19 protein-coding genes are annotated in these 20873 nt (G+C 52.9%); 5 read left to right on the forward strand and 14 right to left on the reverse strand.

The genetic code is table 11. The features are described from left to right. Positions 1–16 precede the first annotated feature (16 nt). The 5 genes from cobB to lolC are packed head-to-tail and all read right to left on the reverse strand — an operon-like array spanning position 17 to position 4921. Entirely contained in the window at positions 17–838 is an 822-nt protein-coding gene (gene cobB, locus FDW95_RS20690) for a Sir2 family NAD+-dependent deacetylase (RefSeq protein ID WP_115258740.1), read from the reverse strand. 15 nt (positions 839–853) lie between these two features. Continuing rightward, positions 854–1765, reverse strand: a complete 912-nt coding sequence (gene nagK, locus FDW95_RS20695; protein WP_096757410.1) for an N-acetylglucosamine kinase — start codon at positions 1763–1765, stop codon at positions 854–856. An 18-nt stretch (positions 1766–1783) separates the two neighbouring features. After that, positions 1784–3028, reverse strand: coding sequence for a lipoprotein-releasing ABC transporter permease subunit LolE (lolE, locus tag FDW95_RS20700; protein ID WP_096757411.1), 1245 nt, complete (start codon positions 3026–3028; stop codon positions 1784–1786). Then, positions 3028–3729 carry a lipoprotein-releasing ABC transporter ATP-binding protein LolD gene (gene lolD / locus FDW95_RS20705; RefSeq protein WP_115258741.1) on the reverse strand — a complete coding sequence of 234 codons (702 nt, stop codon included), beginning with the start codon at positions 3727–3729 and terminating at the stop codon, positions 3028–3030. The genes lolE and lolD overlap by 1 nt, the downstream gene beginning before the upstream one ends. Further along, the gene (gene lolC, locus FDW95_RS20710) at positions 3722–4921 is read right to left on the reverse strand and encodes a lipoprotein-releasing ABC transporter permease subunit LolC (protein WP_137363602.1); all 1200 of its coding nucleotides are present in this window, start codon (positions 4919–4921) and stop codon (positions 3722–3724) included. Before lolC ends, lolD begins: the two co-directional genes overlap by 8 nt. A 261-nt stretch (positions 4922–5182) precedes the next feature. Here lolC and FDW95_RS20715 point away from each other — a divergent pair, with 261 nt between their 5' ends. The 3 genes from FDW95_RS20715 (at position 5183) to FDW95_RS20725 (ending at position 10929) form a co-directional block, all read left to right on the forward strand. Beyond that, a complete protein-coding gene (locus FDW95_RS20715; RefSeq protein ID WP_115258742.1) occupies positions 5183–6247 on the forward strand; it encodes an acyltransferase family protein in 1065 nt (354 codons plus the stop codon). Between the two features lie 117 nt (positions 6248–6364). Further along, the gene (gene mfd, locus FDW95_RS20720) at positions 6365–9811 is read left to right on the forward strand and encodes a transcription-repair coupling factor (protein WP_115258743.1); all 3447 of its coding nucleotides are present in this window, start codon (positions 6365–6367) and stop codon (positions 9809–9811) included. Positions 9812–9963: 152 nt separating this feature from the next. Further along, a complete protein-coding gene (locus tag FDW95_RS20725) occupies positions 9964–10929 on the forward strand; it encodes a L,D-transpeptidase family protein (RefSeq protein WP_096757415.1) in 966 nt (321 codons plus the stop codon). 87 nt (positions 10930–11016) lie between these two features. On the opposite strand, the gene bhsA is transcribed toward FDW95_RS20725, so the two are convergent. Beyond that, on the reverse strand, positions 11017–11274 hold the full coding sequence (gene bhsA / locus FDW95_RS20730; protein ID WP_115259964.1) for a multiple stress resistance protein BhsA: 258 nt from the start codon (positions 11272–11274) through the stop codon (positions 11017–11019). 242 nt (positions 11275–11516) lie between these two features. Between bhsA and comR the strand changes: the two genes are divergently transcribed. Further along, the gene (gene comR, locus FDW95_RS20735) at positions 11517–12170 is read left to right on the forward strand and encodes a TetR family copper-responsive transcriptional repressor ComR (protein ID WP_115258744.1); all 654 of its coding nucleotides are present in this window, start codon (positions 11517–11519) and stop codon (positions 12168–12170) included. A gap of 81 nt (positions 12171–12251) precedes the next feature. Here comR and FDW95_RS20740 read toward each other — a convergent pair whose 3' ends face one another. The 8 genes from FDW95_RS20740 to hinT form a co-directional block, all read right to left on the reverse strand. After that, the gene (locus tag FDW95_RS20740) at positions 12252–12791 is read right to left on the reverse strand and encodes a glycine zipper 2TM domain-containing protein (RefSeq protein WP_096757417.1); all 540 of its coding nucleotides are present in this window, start codon (positions 12789–12791) and stop codon (positions 12252–12254) included. Positions 12792–12959: 168 nt separating this feature from the next. Continuing rightward, positions 12960–14264 (reverse strand): NADH-quinone dehydrogenase, encoded by a 1305-nt coding sequence (ndh, locus tag FDW95_RS20745; protein ID WP_115258745.1) that lies wholly within the window; start codon positions 14262–14264, stop codon positions 12960–12962. Between the two features lie 238 nt (positions 14265–14502). Then, positions 14503–15045, reverse strand: a complete 543-nt coding sequence (ycfP, locus tag FDW95_RS20750) for an alpha/beta hydrolase YcfP (RefSeq protein ID WP_115258746.1) — start codon at positions 15043–15045, stop codon at positions 14503–14505. A gap of 20 nt (positions 15046–15065) precedes the next feature. Then, positions 15066–16091 carry a beta-N-acetylhexosaminidase gene (gene nagZ, locus FDW95_RS20755; RefSeq protein WP_096757420.1) on the reverse strand — a complete coding sequence of 342 codons (1026 nt, stop codon included), beginning with the start codon at positions 16089–16091 and terminating at the stop codon, positions 15066–15068. 10 nt (positions 16092–16101) lie between these two features. Then, a complete protein-coding gene (thiK, locus tag FDW95_RS20760; protein WP_115258747.1) occupies positions 16102–16926 on the reverse strand; it encodes a thiamine kinase in 825 nt (274 codons plus the stop codon). Continuing rightward, positions 16907–17548, reverse strand: coding sequence for a penicillin-binding protein activator LpoB (gene lpoB / locus FDW95_RS20765; RefSeq protein ID WP_096757422.1), 642 nt, complete (start codon positions 17546–17548; stop codon positions 16907–16909). The genes thiK and lpoB overlap by 20 nt, the downstream gene beginning before the upstream one ends. A gap of 13 nt (positions 17549–17561) precedes the next feature. Further along, positions 17562–17936, reverse strand: coding sequence for a YcfL family protein (locus FDW95_RS20770; RefSeq protein ID WP_096757423.1), 375 nt, complete (start codon positions 17934–17936; stop codon positions 17562–17564). A 2-nt stretch (positions 17937–17938) separates the two neighbouring features. Beyond that, positions 17939–18298 (reverse strand): purine nucleoside phosphoramidase, encoded by a 360-nt coding sequence (gene hinT, locus FDW95_RS20775; protein WP_096759427.1) that lies wholly within the window; start codon positions 18296–18298, stop codon positions 17939–17941. 350 nt (positions 18299–18648) lie between these two features. Here hinT and fhuE point away from each other — a divergent pair, with 350 nt between their 5' ends. After that, entirely contained in the window at positions 18649–20838 is a 2190-nt protein-coding gene (fhuE, locus tag FDW95_RS20780; protein WP_115258748.1) for a ferric-rhodotorulic acid/ferric-coprogen receptor FhuE, read from the forward strand. Positions 20839–20873: the final 35 nt, after the last annotated feature.

Below are 20873 nucleotides of genomic sequence, written 5' to 3' on the forward strand. Positions count from 1 at the left end.
CCATCCGGCAAAAAAATCACAACCCTTTCAATAACTTCTCAACAAACTCAGGCACCACCTGGCTTGCCGGACCGTAATACTTTTCTTCGAACTCGCTGCCTACCTGGCTCGGCTCAAGGTTAAGTTCCACCGTATGCGCCCCGTGCAGGCGCGCTTCGTGTACAAATCCGGCCGCCGGATAAACATGCCCGGACGTACCGATCGCGATGAACACATCCGCCATCGCCAGCGCCATATAGATTTCATCCATCCCCAAGGGCATTTCGCCAAACCACACGACGTGCGGGCGCAACGGTGCCGGAAACTGGCAGCAATGGCACTTATCTTCCGGGGTCACATCTCCCGTCCAGTCCAGGATCTGTCCGCTTTGCGAACAGCGCACTTTGAGCAGTTCACCGTGCATATGGATGACGTTCTGGCTACCGGCGCGCTCATGCAGGTTATCGATATTCTGCGTCACCAGTAAAAAGCGGTCGCCCAGCTCTGCTTCAAGTTTTGCCAGCGCAATGTGCGCCGCGTTGGGTTGGATTTCAGGCTGTTGTAGCTGAAGACGACGTGCGTTATAAAACGACTGCACAAGTCCGGGGTTACGCGAAAATCCTTCCGGAGTCGCCACGTCTTCCACCCGATGTTCTTCCCAGAGACCATCCGCAGCGCGGAAGGTACGAATACCCGATTCGGCGGAGATCCCCGCCCCCGTCAGGACTAATACTCTTGGTTTTTCCATCAATTCAGGCACCACTCTGTCTCTGAAAAAGATCCGTTGACGCAGGCGATCGCGCATATGGCGTTTATTTTTACGAAAACGGCTTAACCGATGACCCCGACGCGACAGCATAACAACCTCTTTGTATTAATCGGTAAGATGTAGGAAAGCAGCTCCACGCATTCCACCCGCATCACCATGGCGTGCCCGTTCAATACGCGGCACGCGGGCAACCGGCAATAAATGGCGTGGCAAACGGTCTGCCAGTTGCGCCGTTATCGCGGTAAAATTCGACAAACCACCGCCAATGACCACTAAATCCGGATCAACGATAGTCAGAATATTCCCCAGACACACCGCCAGCAAATCAAGATAGCGTTCGACGTGGGCAAGCGCCTGTTCATCGCCCTGCTCCCAGAGCGCGATAATTTCACGGGCGTCCAACGGTTGATGGGTGTAATGCTGATACAGCCAGGCAAATCCGCCACCGGAAAGGTAGCTCTCGATGCAGCCTAACTGACCGCATCCACAGCGACGCAGCGGGAAGTCAAATCCCATTAGCGTTAACGCATCTACCGGCAGGCGTATGTGACCAAACTCACCGGTAATATAGCTGCGTCCGGTGATGGATTTGCCGTTCAGCACCAGGCCGCCGCCAACACCCGTGCCGAGGATTAACCCCATCACTAACGGGTACTGGGTGAATTCATCATCCCAGGCTTCGGAGAGGGCAAAACAGTTAGCATCGTTGTCCAGACGCACATCGCGGTCCAGTCGCGCGCTGAGGTCGGTACGCAGAGGTTTTCCACTGGCAGCAGGAACGTTAGCGGCATACAACGTACCGTCTTCGGTTTCTGGCATACCGGGAATACCAATTCCCACTGAACCTTTAACGCCAAATCGCTGGTCGGCCTCCGTCACCAGGTCGCACACCGCATCGAGGAAAGCATCATAGCTATCGCGCGGCGTAGGAACACGTTTTTCCCATTGCAAACGGCGTTGATTATCGAAGACGCCTAACGCAATTTTTGTCCCGCCAATATCAAACCCGTAGTACATCACCGCTCCTTTTTATTGTTACTGGCCGCTTAGCACTCTCGCAGGATCAATATTACTGGCGCGACGCGCCGGATACCAACTCGCCAACAGACTCAGCAATAATGCTGTAACCAGCACGTAAATAACGTCCAGCCAGTGTAATTCCGATGGCAAGAAGTCAATAAAATAGATATCACCGGACAGGAACTGATGGCCAATAAGCGCCTCAATACCGTTAATAATCGGCGTCAGTTGCAGCGAAACGACGATGCCAATCACGACGCCAATCAGGCTACCAAACAGTCCTGCCAGCAAGCCATACCAGACAAAAATGGCACGGATCAGCCCGTCTTTCGCGCCCAATGTTCTTAATACCGCAATATCGCCGCTCTTGTCTTTTACCGCCATCACTAACGTCGAAACAATATTAAAACAGGCGACACCAATCACCAGCACCATCGCCAGGTACATAATGGCGCGGATCATCTGAATATCACGATACATATAGCCGTAAGTACCAATCCAGCTTTTAATGTAAACGTAATTATTGGTCACTTCACCAGCATCTCTGACCAGCTTATTCGCATTGAAGACGTCGTTAACCTTCAGCGCAATACCCGACACGCTGGACCCCATATCCAGATACTGCTGCGCATCTTCCATTGGGATCATTGCAAAGCTGTGGTCAAGCTGGCCGCTCAACTGCAAAATACCGATGACGTGTAACCGTACGCGCTTGGGTTGCATCAGCTTGTGATCGGCACTGGCGTTAGGGATCATGATTGACACCCAGTCACCCTGCTTCACCTTCAGCGCATCAGCAATCCCTTTCCCTATGATTATCTGCTGCTCACCGGCTTTGAAATTATCCCAGGCATGGTTCTGTACAAACGTAGGCAGCGCACTCAAACGTTGTTCCTGTTTGGGATCGACACCTTTCACCTGCACCGCGCGTAAATTTGCGCCACTTTCCACCAGCCCGGTAAAGTTGATATAGGGCGCCGCAGCGGCAATGCCCGGCACTTTCTGTACTTTATCCAGCGCTTCCTGCCAGTTGTTCCAGGGCTGGTTAACCGCTTCAATCTCGCCGTGCGGGACAACGGCCAGAATGCGGTTGTTCAACTCGCGCTCAAATCCGTTCATCGCGCTCAAACCGACAATCAAGACCGCCACACCCAATGCGATACCGATGGTAGAAATCACAGAGATCAGCGAGACCATGCCCCCACGCCGCCGACCACGGCTAAAGCGTAAGCCAATCAATAACGATAAAGGCGCAGCCATTACTCAGCTCCCATCAGGCTCAGTTCGGCCGTCAGGCGACCATCGCGCATTTCAAGCTGGCGACTCATGCGCTTCGCCAACTGCAGATCGTGGGTCACCACCAAAAATGCCGTCCCCTGAGAGCGATTCAGCTCACCCAGAAGCTCGAAAATACTGTCAGCGTTGCGCGCATCAAGGTTACCGGTGGGTTCATCTGCCAGCACCAGACGTGGGTTATTGACCAGCGCACGGGCAATCGCCACGCGCTGGCGCTCACCGCCCGACAGCTCAGACGGGCGATGGCTGGCACGATGATCCAACCCTACCGCTTTCAGCATATTGCGTGCACGCTCGGTAATTTCAGCCGGTTTTTTCTTGCCTATAAGTAGCGGCATCGCCACGTTTTCCAGCGCGGTAAAGTCCGGCAGCAGATGGTGAAACTGGTAAATAAAGCCGAGCTTTTGATTACGCAGTTCCGCTTTTGCCGTCGAAGAGAGTTTACTCATCGGCTGTCCGCTAAAAATAACGTCGCCCGACGTTGGCGTATCCAGTCCGCCCAGCAGATGCAGCAACGTACTCTTACCGGATCCAGAGCTGCCGACAATCGCCACCGTTTCACCCTCGCCAACGCTAAAACTGACATCGTGCAGCACATCAGTTTGCACGGTGCCTTCCTGATAGCGTTTGCACAGGTTGTCGCATTGCAACAGGATCTTATTCATAACGTAAAGCCTCAGCGGGTTGAGTGGCGGCGGCGCGCCAGGAAGGATAAAGCGTAGACAGCAGCGCAATGGCCATGGCCACCAGCGCAATGACGACAACCTGTAACGGCTCAATGGCAACCGGCAGCGCAGCGCCATCCAGTAATGCCCCAATGATCGGTATCAGGTTGTTCAGTTGGCTGGCAAGTAATGCCCCCAACGCAGCACCCAGTAGCGCGCCAATAATCCCGGCGCTGGCCCCCTGCACCATAAACACCATCATGATTTGCCGCGGCGTAAGTCCCTGGGTTTGTAAAATCGCCACTTCGCCTTGCTTCTCCATGACCATCAGGCCCAACGAGGTAATAATGTTAAACGCCGCGACCGCCACGATCAGGCTCAACAGCAGCCCCATCATGTTTTTTTCCATCCGCACAGCCTGGAATAATTCCCCTTTGCGCTCACGCCAGTCCTGCCATTTGGTGCCTTGCGGCAGCGTTTGCTGGCTCAACGTGTCGACCTTCAGCGGTTCATTCAGCCACAAACGCCAGCCGGTAATATTGCCCGCCGGGTAGCGCATCAGGCGTGACGCATCCTGAATATTGGTCAACATCTGATAGCCATCGACTTCACTGTTGGCGGCAAAGGTGCCAATTACCGTAAACAAACGCTGGCTTGGCAGACGTCCCATCGGCGTGAACTGGCTGGCTGACGGCACCATAACGCGGATTTGATCGCCACGATTCACGCCCAACTGACCGGCAAGCTGCTCGCCAAGGATGACATTATACTTACCCGGCTCGAGATCGGTTTGCTTCACATTGACCAAATACGGCGTAAGCGGATCTTTTTGCGTCGAGTCGATGCCCAGCATCACGCCAACCGCTACGCTGCGCGCGCTTTGCAGAACCACATCACCGGTTGTCAGCGGGGCAATACGATTGACACCGCTCAGCTTCACCGCGTTTTCCGGCAGCTGTTGCGGGTTCAGGGAACCCTGCTCTGACGAGAGAATGGCCTGAGGCATCAGGCCAAGAATATTATTTTGCAGCTCACGCTCGAAACCGTTCATCACCGACAATACCGTGACCAGCGCCATTACCCCAAGAGTAATGCCAATGGTGGAAAGCCAGGAAACAAAACGACCGAAGCGATCTGCTGCACGCCCACGCATATAACGCAGGCCGATGAATAGAGCGACAGGTTGATACATGAAATCCGTCTGGTTGCTGTTAGCAAAGTCACGAGTATATAAGCGAAAGCGGAATGGGTAAATGACTGAACCGTAAGTGTTCGTCAGCATTATTCTGAAAAGCATAAACAAATCAATTCGCTAAAGTGAACCACCTGCTCATCAGGCCTAATACCTGATCTTTATCTGAAAAAACAAAAATGCAGACGGTTACGCATTACAGCGACGCCTGCCATCCGCAGGATAGCAGGTTATGTTTAACACTACGGATACGTCGACGTAATGATAAAAAAAGAGCTATGGATTAACCAAATCAAAGGGTTATGTATTTGCCTGGTGGTCATTTACCATTCCGTGATTACCTTTTACCCCCATCTCACCAGTTTTCAGCATCCGCTGTCAGAACTGCTGACCAAGTGCTGGATTTACCTCAATCTTTACCTGGCTCCGTTTCGCATGCCGGTATTTTTCTTTATTTCGGGATATCTGATCCGTCGATACATCGATGGCGTGGGCTGGACGACCTGCGTAGATAAACGGATCTGGAATATTGCCTGGGTACTGCTGCTGTGGGGAATGGTGCAATGGCTGGCACTCACCATGCTCAATCACTGGCTGGCACCAGAGCGCGATCTGAGCCAGGCCGCCAACGCCGCGTATGCCGGTTCCGTCGGCGACTTTTCCTGGGGCATGCTGACCGCCAGCACCAGCTTATGGTATCTGTATGCACTGATCGTCTACTTCATTCTGTGCAAACTGTTCAGCCGCTGGGCGCTGCCGCTGCTGGCTCTGTTCGTATTGCTCAGTGTGGCGGTCAATTTTTTTCCGACGCCGTGGTGGGGAATGAATAGCGTGATACGTAATCTGGCGTATTACAGTCTCGGGGCATGGTTTGGCAGCTCGCTGATGGCAGGGATTAAAGAGGTTCCGCTGCGCCGCCACCCGATCCTGTTCTCGTTGACGATGATTCTGGCGGTCATCGCATGGCTGGCCAACGTTTCGCTGCTGCTTTCATTGGTTTCCATTGTGCTGATCATGAAGCTGTTTTATCAGTTCGAGCAACGCTTCGGTATGCGTGCGGCCAGCCCATTAAGCGTGATCGGCTCTAACACAATCGCCATCTACACAACCCACCGAATTTTGGTCGAACTGTTCAGCTTAACGCTGATTCCCGTCATCAATCATGCTAAATGGTCTGCGCATGCAGAACTGGCCCTGCTGCTGATTTATCCGTTTGTCTGTTTGCTGCTGTGTACTTTATTTGGCCTACTGGTACGCAAAATTTCACAAAAAACCGTTGCCGACCTGCTGTTTTCCCCACCCTCTTTACCGGCCGCCTCGCGCTAACCTTAACGCGCTTTTTGCCCCCATCAGGGGGCGAATCAATTTGCTTATGAGAAACGTTTGCGGATAATAAGAACATTGCTTATCAGACGTATATCTAAACGAGATCCTGACAACCTAATGCCTGAACAACATCGTTACACGCTCCCGGCGAAAGCTGGCGATCAGCGCCAGTTAGGTGAACTTACCGGTGCCGCCTGTGCCACGCTGGTGGCAGACATTGCCGAACACCACGCCGGCCCCGTGGTACTCATCGCACCTGACATGCAAAATGCCCTGCGCCTGCATGACGAAATTCGCCAGTTTACTGACCAGATGGTGATGAACCTCGCGGACTGGGAAACGCTCCCGTACGACAGTTTTTCACCGCATCAGGAAATCATCTCCTCGCGGCTCTCCACACTATATCAACTGCCGTCCATGCAGCGCGGCGTGCTGATCGTACCGGTCAACACGCTGATGCAACGCGTGTGTCCGCACAGCTATCTGCACGGTCACGCGCTGGTGATGAAAAAAGGTCAGCGTTTATCGCGTGACGCGCTGCGTGAACAGCTGGAAAGTGCCGGTTATCGCCACGTTGATCAAGTTATGGAACACGGTGAATATGCCACGCGCGGTGCACTGCTAGATCTATTCCCGATGGGCAGCGAGTTTCCCTATCGTCTTGATTTTTTTGATGATGAAATTGACAGCTTGCGTCTGTTTGATACCGATACCCAGCGCACGCTGGAAGAAGTCGACGCCATTAATCTGCTGCCCGCGCACGAATTCCCCACCGATAAAACAGCTATCGAACTGTTTCGCAGCCAGTGGCGCGACACCTTTGAGGTGAAACGCGACGCGGAACATATTTATCAGCAGGTCAGTAAAGGTACGCTTCCTGCCGGGATCGAATACTGGCAGCCGCTGTTTTTCAGCGAGCCGTTGCCGCCGCTATTCAGCTACTTCCCGGCCAATACGCTGCTGGTGAATACCGGCGATCTAGAAACCAGCGCCGAGCGCTTTCAGGCCGACACGCTGTCACGCTTTGAGAATCGGGGCGTTGACCCGATGCGTCCACTTCTGCCGCCGGAATCACTGTGGCTGCGGGTGGATGAGCTGTTCTCTGAACTTAAACGCTGGCCCCGCGTTCAGCTGAAAACCGAGAGCCTGCCGAAAAAAGCGGCGAATACCAACCTCGGGTTCCAGAAGCTGCCAGACCTGGCCGTCCAGGCGCAGCAAAAAGCGCCGTTGGACGCATTACGTAAGTTCCTTGAAGCCTTTACCGGTCCGGTGATTTTCTCGGTAGAAAGTGAAGGCCGTCGCGAAGCTCTCGGTGAACTGCTCGCCCGTATCAAGATTGCGCCGAAGCGCATTTTGCGCCTCGATGAAGCGGTCGATGCCGGTCGTTATCTGATGATTGGCTCGGCGGAACACGGGTTTATTGATAGCAAACGTAATCTGGCGCTGATCTGCGAAAGCGATCTCCTCGGCGAGCGCGTGGCGCGCCGTCGTCAGGATTCGCGTCGCACCATCAACCCCGATACCTTAATCCGCAACCTGGCGGAGTTGCACCCCGGTCAGCCGGTGGTGCATCTGGAGCACGGCGTGGGGCGCTACGCCGGCATGACCACGCTGGAAGCAGGCGGTATCACCGCTGAATACCTGATGCTCACCTACGCCAACGACGCCAAACTGTATGTACCCGTGTCGTCATTACATTTAATCAGCCGTTACGCCGGTGGTGCAGAAGAAAATGCACCGCTGCATAAACTCGGCGGTGACGCCTGGTCACGTGCGCGGCAAAAAGCCGCCGAGAAAGTGCGCGATGTGGCAGCAGAACTGTTGGACATCTACGCCCAGCGTGCGGCGAAAGAAGGCTTTGCCTTTAAGCATGACCGCGAACAGTATCAGCTGTTTTGCGACAGCTTCCCGTTTGAAACCACGCCCGATCAGGCGCAGGCCATTAACGCGGTACTCAGCGATATGTGCCAGCCGCTGGCGATGGACCGTCTGGTCTGCGGCGACGTTGGCTTCGGTAAAACCGAAGTAGCGATGCGCGCCGCCTTCCTTGCCGTCGAGAACCACAAACAGGTCGCCGTACTGGTACCGACCACCCTGCTTGCTCAGCAGCACTTCGACAACTTCCGAGACCGCTTTGCCAACTGGCCGGTACGCATTGAGATGTTGTCGCGTTTTCGTAGCGCCAAAGAGCAAGCGCAGATCCTGGAGCAGGTCGCTGAAGGTAAAATCGATATTCTTATCGGTACCCACAAACTGCTACAAAGCGATGTGAAGCTAAAAGATTTAGGTCTGCTGATCGTCGATGAAGAACACCGCTTCGGCGTGCGGCATAAAGAGCGAATCAAAGCGATGCGCGCTGACGTGGATATTCTGACGCTAACCGCAACGCCGATCCCCCGCACGCTGAATATGGCGATGAGCGGTATGCGCGATCTGTCGATCATTGCCACGCCGCCCGCCCGCCGTCTGGCGGTCAAAACCTTTGTGCGCGAGTATGACAATCTGGTGGTACGCGAAGCCATTCTGCGTGAAGTGCTGCGTGGTGGTCAGGTCTATTATCTGTTCAACGACGTTGAGAACATCCAGAAAACTGCCGACAGGCTGGCAGAACTGGTGCCGGAAGCGCGTATTGCCATCGGGCATGGACAGATGCGCGAGCGCGAGCTGGAACGCGTGATGAACGATTTCCACCACCAGCGATTTAACGTGCTGGTGTGTACCACCATTATCGAAACCGGGATCGACATTCCGACTGCCAACACGATTATCATCGAACGTGCGGACCACTTCGGTCTGGCGCAGCTGCATCAGCTACGTGGTCGCGTGGGACGCTCGCATCACCAGGCCTACGCCTGGCTGCTGACACCGCACCCGAAAGCCATGACCACCGACGCACAAAAACGCCTCGAAGCCATTGCCTCACTGGAAGATTTGGGTGCAGGTTTTGCGCTGGCGACCCACGACCTCGAGATTCGCGGGGCAGGCGAACTGCTGGGTGAAGACCAGAGCGGCTCAATGGAAACCATCGGTTTCTCGCTGTACATGGAGCTGCTGGAGAACGCGGTGGATGCGCTCAAAGAAGGGCGTGAACCGTCGCTGGAAGATCTCACCAGTCAACAAACCGAAGTGGAACTGCGCATGCCGTCGCTGTTGCCGGATGATTTCATTCCCGATGTGAACACGCGACTGTCATTCTATAAACGCATTGCCAGTGCAAAGGGTGAAAATGAACTGGAAGAGATCAAGGTCGAGCTAATCGACCGCTTTGGCCTGCTGCCCGATCCTGCCCGCACGCTGCTGGATATTGCCCGTCTGCGCCAGCAGGCGCAAAAGCTGGGTATCAGAAAGCTCGAGGGTAATGAAAAAGGCGGTACCATTGAATTTGCAGAGAAAAACCACGTCAACCCAGTGTGGCTGATCGGTTTGCTGCAAAAACAACCACAGCACTTCCGCCTGGACGGTCCCACGCGCCTGAAGTTTATTCAGGACCTTGCTGACCGTAAAACGCGTATGGAGTGGGTGCGTCAGTTTATGCGCCAACTGGAAGAAAACGCCGTAGCATAGCCATCAGGCCGGGTGCAGTTCACCGTACGCACCCGGCCAGTTGAATTTACAAACTCTTTGCACTTCCCTGCACTTCCCGACACAGCAAACCGCCATAATTCCTGTTTACTTTTACATGATAAAAACCACGTAAAAACAATGGACTTATGGCAATGTTAAACAATAAGCAATTCTCTCGCTGGCTGACGTATTTTACGCTTGCCGCGTCTCTTGCGCTGGCGCTTCCGGCCCAGGCGAACACCTGGCCGCTGCCTCCGCCAGGAAGCAGACTGGTGGGTGAAAATACCGTACACGTTGTCGAAGATAACGGCGGTTCACTGGAAGCCATTGCGAAAAAGTACAATGTGGGTTTTTTAGCACTGCTACAGGCTAACCCTGGCGTCGACCCTTTCGTGCCAAGAGCCGGTAGCGTATTAACCATTCCGCTGCAAACCCTGCTACCGGATGCCCCGCGCGAAGGGATTGTGATTAATCTTGCTGAGTTGCGTCTGTACTATTATCACCCAGGTAAAAATTCGGTGACCGTGTATCCGATTGGTATTGGTCAACTGGGCGGAGATACCCTGACCCCCACCATGGTAACCAGTATCTCTGATAAACGTGCCAACCCGACCTGGACCCCAACGGCCAATATCCGCGCCCGTTACAAAGCCAATGGTATCGACCTGCCTGCCGTCGTCCCTGCGGGTCCGGAAAACCCGATGGGTCATCATGCCATCCGCCTGGCGGCTTACGGTGGAGTCTATTTACTTCATGGTACCAACGCTGATTTTGGTATCGGTATGCGCGTCAGCTCTGGCTGTATTCGCCTGCGCGACGGTGATATTGAAACCTTATTCCGTCAGGTTACGCCAGGTACCAAGGTCAATATTATCAACACGCCAATCAAAGCCTCTGTTGAACCCAACGGCGTGCGCCTCGTAGAAGTGCATCAGCCGCTGTCGGAAAATATTGATGACGATCCGCAGGTGCTGCCGATCGTACTGAACGCGTCGATGAAGACGTTTAAGAATGCGGCACAAACGGATGCCTCCGTCATGGAGCACGCTATGGAACTGCGTTCCGGGATGCCGGTAGACGTAACGCGTCATCACGACGTCAGTCAGCAGTCACTGTAAACAGTTGCCCATAAAAAACCCCCGCTGGATGTTATTCCGCGGGGGTTTTTTTAGTTAACTCGCAGTGGCATTGCGATGGGTTAAAACTTATTTGTAGATTACCGCTGTACCATGAAGAGTGTTAGGACCGGTCACAGAGGTAATACGGAACGATTTCGCCCCCATTTCATCTGCTTTCTGCGCCAGTTGATCTTCCAGAGAACCTAAGTTAGTCCCCGCATTCGCAGAGATAATCCCTACCTTCTGTTGGCCTTCAGGCGTGGCCTGAACTTCTACAGCGGCAAAGCTGGCAAATGAAAATGAGCTCAGAACCGTAGCAAGTAGCAGCGTTTTTACGTTTTTCATAATAGTGACCTTATGCAGATGAATGTCTGTCGAAAAGATTAACTTAACGATCGATAGGGAAATCATAGATGTGATCCATGTCACACGTCAATGTTTTTTTATAACGATCGTTATATAAAATGCAAAGGTCTTATTTTTCATATCAATAGAAACAAATTATTTTTATCGTGAATACACTGGAGAGTGTGGGAAAATATTTTTATAATGATTGTTCAATAAACCCAACCAGGTACGACGGCACCATGACAACTGAAACGACAGGTTGTGCAAAAAAAAGCCGTGGCCGACCAAAAGTGTTCGACAGGGAAGCCGCGCTTGATAAGGCCATGACACTCTTCTGGCAGCACGGATATGAAGCGACCTCGCTCGCCGATCTCGTGGAAGCAACCGGTGCCAAAGCGCCCACGCTGTATGCGGAATTCACCAATAAGGAAGGGTTATTTCGTGCCGTGTTGGACCGCTACATCACCTGCTTCGCTGCAAAGCACGAAGCCCAACTCTTTTGCGAAGAAAAAAGCCTCACCTGTGCGCTGGAAGACTATTTCACGGCAATCGCCACCTGCTTCACCAGCAAAGACACGCCAGCAGGATGTTTTATGATTAATACCTCCGCAACGCTTGCCGCCTCTTCTCGCGATATTGCGCACACGGTGAAATCCCGCCATGCCATGCAGGAGCAAACGCTGACCCAGTTTCTTCGCCAGCGCCAGGAACATGGCGAAATTCCGGCACACTGCGATCCGCAGAAACTGGCCGAATTTCTGAACTGTATTTTACAAGGCATGTCGATCAGCGCCCGCGAAGGGGCAACTTTTGAGAAATTGATGCAGATAACCCGGACCACGCTGCGTCTGTGGCCTGAACTGCTGAAAGAAGAAACCGCGCCTCTGGCCTGAACTCCGCATTAATCTTCTGATAAAAAAAGCCCCCCAGCCTGAGCGAATGGGGGGCTAATTAATGTACAGAGCAAGACTATTTTACGCGTTGTTATTCAGCACCAACTGGCCGTTGTTATCCAGTGGGATTTGCGAGCCAGGGTCTTTATCCATGCGGATTTTGCCCTGCTGATCGCCAATTTTGTAGGTCACGTCGTAACCCAGCATTTTTTCCGATTTGTCATACACTGTTTTACAGCGCTGCTGCGTACTGGTGTAGGTATCGTTTTCCTGCATCGAACCCTGGATCTGGTTACCGGCATAACCGCCACCTAATGCCCCTGCAACGGTGGCAATATCTTTACCGCGTCCGCCACCAAACTGATGACCGATAACCCCACCCGCAACAGCACCCAGCACTGAACCCGCAATACGATTTTCATCCTGCACCGGCTTACGGTGGGTAACTGTCACGTTACGGCATTCCTGACGCGGCGTTTTTACCGTTTCTTTAATCGGGGTCGCAGAGACAACATGTGCATATTGTGGGCCACGCTCAAACACGTTAAGACTGGCCACCGCTGCCACACCCAGCGCAGCAGCTACGCCAATCCCTATACCCGCCAACATTGATTTATTCACGGGACTTCCTCCTTTTTTGCTATTAGCAACAACTTTGCAACAGGAGATGAAAAATGCCAATCAGATTACGGATGAAAATAGCGGAACAAGGAAGCAAAACAGCAGGATTCAGAGAACTCTTAAGGAAGGGGCCGGATGAACAGCGTCATCCGGCATCACACATCGATATTAGTGCAGTTTCAGGCGCGGGCGAATTACACGGTTGATGCTACCCACCAGCATCATCAGGCCGGTTTTGAAATAACCGTGCAGCGCAATCTGGTGCATACGGTACAGCGAAATGTAGACAAAGCGCGCAATACGCCCTTCCACCATCATCGAACCGCGCGTCAGGTTGCCCATCAGGCTACCAACGGTAGAGAAGTTAGACAGTGAAACCAGCGAGCCATGATCTTTATACTGATACGCCTTCAGCGGCTTGCCATTCATCTGCGCCAGAATGTTGCTCATTGCGCACGATGCCATCTGGTGTGCAGCCTGGGCGCGCGGCGGGACAAAGCCCCCTTCCGGACGTGCGCAGGAGGCACAGTCACCAATCGCGTACACGTCAGGGTCGCGCGACGTCTGCAGAGTCGGTTCAACCACCAGCTGATTAATACGGTTCGTTTCCAGACCGCCAATATCCTTCATAAAGTCTGGCGCTTTGATACCTGCCGCCCAGACCATCAGATCGGCTTCAATATACTCGCCGTCTTTGGTGTGCAGACCGCCTTCATCAGCGCTGGTCACCATCGTCTGCGTCAGCACACGCACGCCCAGCTTGGTCAGCTCATTATGAGCCGCGCTGGAAATACGTGGCGGCAACGTAGGCAGAATACGCTCACCGGCTTCCACCAGCGTCACGTTCAGCGCTTCGTTGGTTAATCCTTTGTAGCCGTAGCTGTGCAGCTGTTTCACCGCATTATGCAGTTCAGCCGACAGCTCAACGCCCGTCGCACCACCACCGACAATAGCGATATTCACTTTGCCGTTGGCGCCCAAATTCGCCGAATACTTCAGGAACAGGTTCAGCATTTCCTGATGGAAACGGCGAGCCTGATGCGGGTTATCAAGGAAGATGCAATGATCTTTGACACCCGGCGTGTTGAAATCATTGGAGGTACTGCCCAACGCCATTACCAGCGTGTCATACGCCACTTTGCGCTCAGGAACCAGCAGTTCACCTTTCTCATCGCGCAGCTCAGCGATAGTAATAGTCTTCGCTTCGCGATCGATATCCATAACCGAACCCAGCTGGAATTCAAAGCCGTGGTTACGGGCATGCGCCAGATAGCTCAGTGCATCAACACCCTCATCCAGCGATCCGGTTGCCACTTCGTGCAGCAACGGTTTCCATAGATGGCTGTGATTTCTGTCTACCAGCGTGATTTTGGCCTTCTTCTTGCGCCCCAGCTTTTTACCGAGCTGCGTCGCCATTTCCAGTCCGCCAGCACCGCCGCCGACAATCACGATCCTTTTCAATGGTGTAGTCAACGTGACCCCCTTAAATTTTATTAACCAATTGTTAATTAAACGTTATAGGCATAGCCTTTAATTAACAACACGTTACGATAATGAAAATGCCCTTCGAGACTGAGAATAACACGAACGGTGCATTGGTCATACCAAATTTGATGTGCATCAAGTTTTGATGCTGAAAAGATAGACAACTGGAATTTTAAAGATAAAAAAACCAGCCCGCAGGCTGGCTTTGTTAAACGTGGGTGAGTGACTAACCTAACGTCTTAAAGGCTTTGATTCGCTGCAAATGTGGGGAGATATTTTTAAATTTATGGGTCTGATCTTCGTCCCATACAATTTCATAGTAGTGATGCAGCTCTTCGGAAGAACGCTGGCTGTTCAGCGCTTCATCATGCCGTGACAGAATGACCAGACACCGGTCGCGATTCTTCTCACGGAAATTGGTCACACATTTTGTGGCGATGTCAGCGTACTCTTCCGGCCTGTCGATTTTTCCTTCCATGTTCTCATTCGGGAACAAGTTAGGGTTAAACACCACCTGGCGAATATCACACAGAAAACCAATCCTTTCTGCCCAGTAGCCGCCCAGACCCACACCGCAAATCAGCGGTCGGTCGTCGACATTAAGCTGCAACATTTTATCTACTTCTTTCAGCAGATGCTGCATATCATGTTTAGGATGCCGTGTACTGTAGCTAATCAGCCTGACATCCGGGTCAATAAACTGTAATTGCAACACTTTCTCGTGGTTGCCCGGGCTGTTAGAGTCAAAACCGTGTAAATAGATAATCATCGCATCCTCGCAAACTTGCGTTAATGACCTGCTTTCTCTTCCTGCCAGCGTTCATGAAGCTGGTTGAGCTGGGCGCTGATTGTTTTCCAGCGATCCGAGTCCATCAGTTCCTGACGCGAAAATGAACCTTTATGATACAAACGTGTAACACGCTCTGCATTGATCGGCGACAGATTATCTAACACACTGACTGCCCCTTTACGATTATTGCAGACCAGGATCATATCGCAACCTGCATCCAGCGATGCCTGGCCTCGCTCTGCATAGCTCCCCATGATTGCCGCACCTTCCATCGACAGATCGTCAGAGAAAATCACACCGTCAAAACCAAGCTCCTGACGCAGGACCGTTTTTAGCCAGTGCGGTGAACCACTCGCCGGGCGGGAGTCTACTTCGCTATAAATCACGTGCGCAGGCATAATCGCGTCGAGTTTGTTTTCCGTAATAAGCGCCTGGAACACCGACATATCGTTAGCGCGAATTTCAGCTTCCGGTCGCGGATCGGTGGGCGTTTCTTTGTGTGAATCCGCCGTCACTGCCCCATGTCCAGGGAAATGCTTCCCGGTGGTTTTCATGCCTGCCGCGTGCATACCGTCGATAAAGCGCGTCGCCATCGCCAGCGCTTTTAGCGGATCGGCATGATACGAACGCTCGCCAATCGCGGCACTGATATGGCCGACATCCAATACGGGGGCAAAACTGATATCGATGTCCATCGCAATCATCTCGCTGGCCATCAGCCATCCGGCGTTTTCAGCCAGCTTTCCACCCTCTTCCAGACCGTGCAGTGCGGCAAAGGATTGTGCCGCTGGCAAGCGGGTAAAGCCTTCGCGAAAACGCTGCACGCGCCCGCCTTCTTGATCCACCGCCACCACCAGATGATTACGTGACGCCGCGCGAATCTGACGCACTAATTCACGTAACTGTTCCGGGTCGTGGTAATTGCGGGTAAAGAGGATCAAACCACCCACCAACGGGTGCGCCAAAATCTCACGCTCTTCCGCGTCCAGCTCATACCCTTCAACATCCAACATTACTGGACCCACACTGCTCTCCTTATCCTTTCATGGTTAGCTGCCGCCAGGTGTCATCGGCCAGCCTGATAAATTGTCGATCGCCAGTCTGTTGCCAGCGATACTCAAACCACCCCGCCTTCAGCATCAGTATCCAGGGTTGCCACTGTCTGATCTGCCGCCACAAAACGTTTGGGTCAATATGCGCATGGTGGGCATAGGCGTTGACCAACTCGCGATGTTGCGACTCGTCAGCGACCCACACTGCCGCCAGCTCGAGGGCGATATCGCCGTCCCCGGCATACTCCCAGTCAATCAACCGCAGACCTGACACCGTATGCACAATGTTGTCGCCGTGGACATCCATATGCAAAGGCCCCAAACGCAAGGGATGAGGCTCCCGTCTTTTACTCAGACGCTTTAGCACACGTAACCAGCGCGATGTGCGACGCGTCGGATCACAACACTGCCAGTACTGTTCCAACAACGGCAGCAGACTCACTCGCCAGCCAAAATGGGGTTGTTGGTGAAGATGATACAGTAAGCGCGCGAGTTCGTCGGCTTCCGGTAATCTGGAATCGACTCTACCGTGAAAATAGTCGATGGCCATCCACCCGCGCGTATAAAAACGAGGTTCAGGAGCCAGACTGTCCGGCAGGCGTTTTAGCGCATGATAGTGGCGTAAAAAATGCGACTCTGGCGCGTCAGGATCGTGATGACGGCGCAGTACGAGGCGATGGGAATGATGTTCAATGACGCAGCTCCCGCCGCTCAAGCCAAGCTTACCAGCTGCGACGGGACGATACTGCGGGAAATAGCGCGACAACACCTCATCGCGCGTCAATGGCTTATTGTTGCTGAACGGCACCTTTACCTGACCAGATTATCTCACCCGTTTGTACCAGCATTAATTGCATTTGCAGTGATGGCGTATTGACGTTACCGGATGCGCTGGAATACAGCACATACTGGGCACCGACGTTACGGGCAATGCCAATCGCTTTGCTGCGCGTGCCTAAGCTGTCGTGCGGTGATAAACCGAGTTGCTGCTTCGCTATCGCCAGTTGCTGCGCCGAAACCAGGGTAAATTTCCCGTTATTCGCCAGCGCATTGCGCAGCGTCTCGGTGGCTTCCCCTGCATTAAGTGAACCGTTAGTGCGGTTGTTCACGCTGTCGACCAGCAGAACGCCCCCGGCTTTTACGCCATCCGCCTGCAGCATTTTGCCCACCATCGGCTGCATCGCCCCGTTCCAGTCATAATGACGTACTCGCGGAGCGGGCTGCGCCGTTTGATCCTCATGTTCAATCGGACCCGGCTGCTGCGGAATGGTCGGCACTGTAGGTACAACCGGCACAGGCTGTTGCGGCTGCGCGGGCTGTTCCGGTACCGGTTTTACTTCATCTACCGGTGCAGGCTCACGTTGCGCCACACAACCAGAGAGAAATATCGCCAGCGCAGCAACCACGGCGTAGCGATTCAATTTGATCATCAAGATTCACCTCTTACAAATAAAGATAAAGTCTAACCTTGTGCGCCCCCAGAAAATTGGCGCTGCCATACAATGTCACCGACGAACGTGCCGGAATCGTAACGCTACGTGGCGCCTCCAGAGGGTGCATTTCCAGCCCTCTGGCGTCATACCAGTAAAACCGATAATGAACGGTGACGGGTTCTTGCCTTTCGTTATAGAGTCGTGAGGATGCCGAAGGCTGAATATCAGACGTGGTTAACGCAGGTTGTTCTGCTGTTATACCCGCGGCCAGTATTGTTGATTCCATCACCAGAGACTGTTCATCACTGACCGGAATTTCGGGGTGTGAACGACAGCCAGCCAGCAACAGTAAGCCCAGCGTCAGCGCGATGCATCCTCTGGTCATTATCATAGACCTTTATGTGCAAGCATTGGCCCCAACACACGGCCCCCTAGCAGATGCATGTGGATGTGATACACCTCTTGTCCACCGTGGCGATTGGTATTCATGATCAAACGGTAGCCATCTTCGGCAATACCTTCCTGCTCGGCGATTTTGGCCGCCACGGTGATCATTCGGCCCAACGCCTGCTCATGTTCTGCCGTTACATCGTTAACGGTTGGGATCAGAACGTTGGGAATGATCAGGATATGCGTGGGTGCCTGAGGTGAAATATCACGAAACGCGGTTACCAGTTCGTCCTGATACACGATGTCTGAGGGAATTTCACGACGAATAATTTTGCTGAATATAGTTTCTTCTGCCACGACGTTTTCCTTTTTCATTAACAGCCCATGCGTTGTGCCATGCTACGCCGAGCGACTCTGCGAGTATAGAGTATGAGCGAGTTACTCACGCTCTTTCAACTTTAACCCCCGATTTTTTAAGCAAAAAGCTCCCCCTCCGCTGTTCTTATAACCATTTACCGCCGCTATTGCTCAGACATAGTACTGAAACAATATTTCATTTATCTCTGTAGCATCTGTTTACACGTTGAATATGAATGCGTATATTTCGCATTTGCATTTACATACAAATTTAATAGTTAACAACAAAAGGGTTCATCACCCGCAACGGTGATTAGAACTTAATATTAATAATTATCAAGGACTTATTGATGTCTTTCACAACATACAACCGGGATTCTCAGCGTCAACCCGCTCTCGCCCCTTCCTTGCTTGCTGTCTGTATTGCCATGGCTTTTATTCCCGCTTCAGGCTTCGCCGCCAACGAAGATACGGTGATCGTTGATGGTTCAGCCACCGCAGACTCGGCATCCGGCGAAGAACAGGATTACAGCGTGAAGTCGACGACAGCGGGCACAAAAATGCAGATGACCCAGCGCGATATACCTCAGTCGGTCACTATCGTTAGCCAGCAGCGCATGGAAGATCAGCAGTTACAGACTCTCGGTGATGTGATGGACAATACGCTCGGTATCAGTAAAAGCCAGGCTGACTCCGATCGTAACAGCTATTTTTCCCGCGGATTTGAGATTGATAACTATATGGTCGACGGGATCCCGACCTATTTTGAATCCCGCTGGAACCTCGGCGATGCACTTTCCGACACCGCCTTGTTTGAACGCGTAGAAGTGGTGCGCGGAGCGAACGGTTTGATGACCGGAACGGGCAATCCTTCGGCCTCCATTAACATGATTCGTAAACACGCCACCAGCCGCGAGTTCACCGGTAATGTGTCGGCAGAATACGGCAGCTGGAATAAACAGCGCTATGTCACTGATTTACAGAGTCCGTTAACCGAAGATGGCAATGTGCGCGCCCGCATCGTCGCCGGATATCAGAATAACGACTCCTGGCTTGACCGCTACAACAGCGAAAAAATGTTCTTCTCCGGGATTGTCGATGCGGATCTGGGTAACACCACCAGCCTGTCTGCCGGTTATGAATACCAGCGTATTGACGTTAACAGCCCAACCTGGGGTGGCCTGCCGCGCTGGAATACCGACGGCAGCAAAAACAGCTATGATCGTTCACGCAGCACGGCTCCGGACTGGGCCTACAATGACAAAGACATCAACAAAGTCTTTGTCACGCTGAAACAGCGTTTTGCCGATACCTGGCAGACAACCCTGAACGCTACCCACTCTGAGGTTAAGTTCGACAGCAAAACAATGTACATCGATGCCTATGTCGACAAAAACACCGGTATGCTGGTCGGCCCTTATGCTAATTATGGACCTGGCTTCGACAACGTCGGCGGCACGGGGTGGAACAGCGGCAAGCGTAAGATCGATGCGGTTGATCTGTTCGCCGACGGTGGCTACGACCTGTTTGGTCGTCAACATAACCTGATGCTCGGCGGCAGCTACAGCAAACAGAACAACCGTTATGTCAATGCCTGGGATAATGTGTATCCGAACGAAGTAGGGAATTTCAATAACTTCGACGGTAATATTCCTGAGACTAACTGGCGTCCACAATCGCTGGCCCAGGACGATACCACCCACATGAAATCGCTCTACGCGGCGACGCGTGTTTCGCTGGCCGACCCGCTGCACTTGATCCTCGGCGCGCGTTATACCAACTGGCGTATCGACACCCTGACCTACAGCATGGAAAAAAATCACACCACACCGTATGCCGGTCTGGTATATGACATTGATGATAACTGGTCAACCTACGCCAGCTATACCTCTATTTTCCAGCCACAGAACAAACGTGACAGCTCGGGTAAATACCTCTCTCCGATCACCGGTAACAACTATGAGATGGGGTTAAAGTCGGACTGGATGAACAGTCGCCTGACCACCACCCTTGCGGTATTCCGGATCGAGCAGGATAACCTGGCACAGTCTACCGGCACGCCAATTGCTGGAAGCAATGGCGAAACGGCCTATAAGTCGAGCAATGGTACAGTCAGCAAAGGGGTTGAATTCGAAGTGAACGGTGCAATCACCGATAACTGGCAGATGACGTTTGGCGCAACGCGCTACGTTGCCGAAGATAACGAAGGCAAGGCGGTGAACCCAAACCTGCCACGTACTACGGTGAAACTGTTCACCCGTTATCGTCTGCCAGCGATACCGGAGCTGACCGTCGGCGGTGGTGTTAACTGGCAGAATCGCGTTTACAGCGATACCGTGACGCCGTACGGGACGTTCCGTGCCGAACAGGGTAGCTACGCATTGGTAGATTTATTCACCCGTTACCAAGTGACAAAAAACTTCTCCCTGCAGGGCAACCTGAACAACCTGTTCGATAAGACTTACGACACCAACATTGACGGCTCTATCGTCTATGGTGAACCGCGTAACGTCAGCGTCACCGCCAGCTATCAGTTCTGATAAGAACATTGTGCCCGGCGTTGTCTCCCCGATGA

It is taken from the genome of Citrobacter sp. wls718, from assembly GCF_005280945.1.
Lineage (GTDB): Bacteria > Pseudomonadota > Gammaproteobacteria > Enterobacterales > Enterobacteriaceae > Citrobacter > Citrobacter gillenii.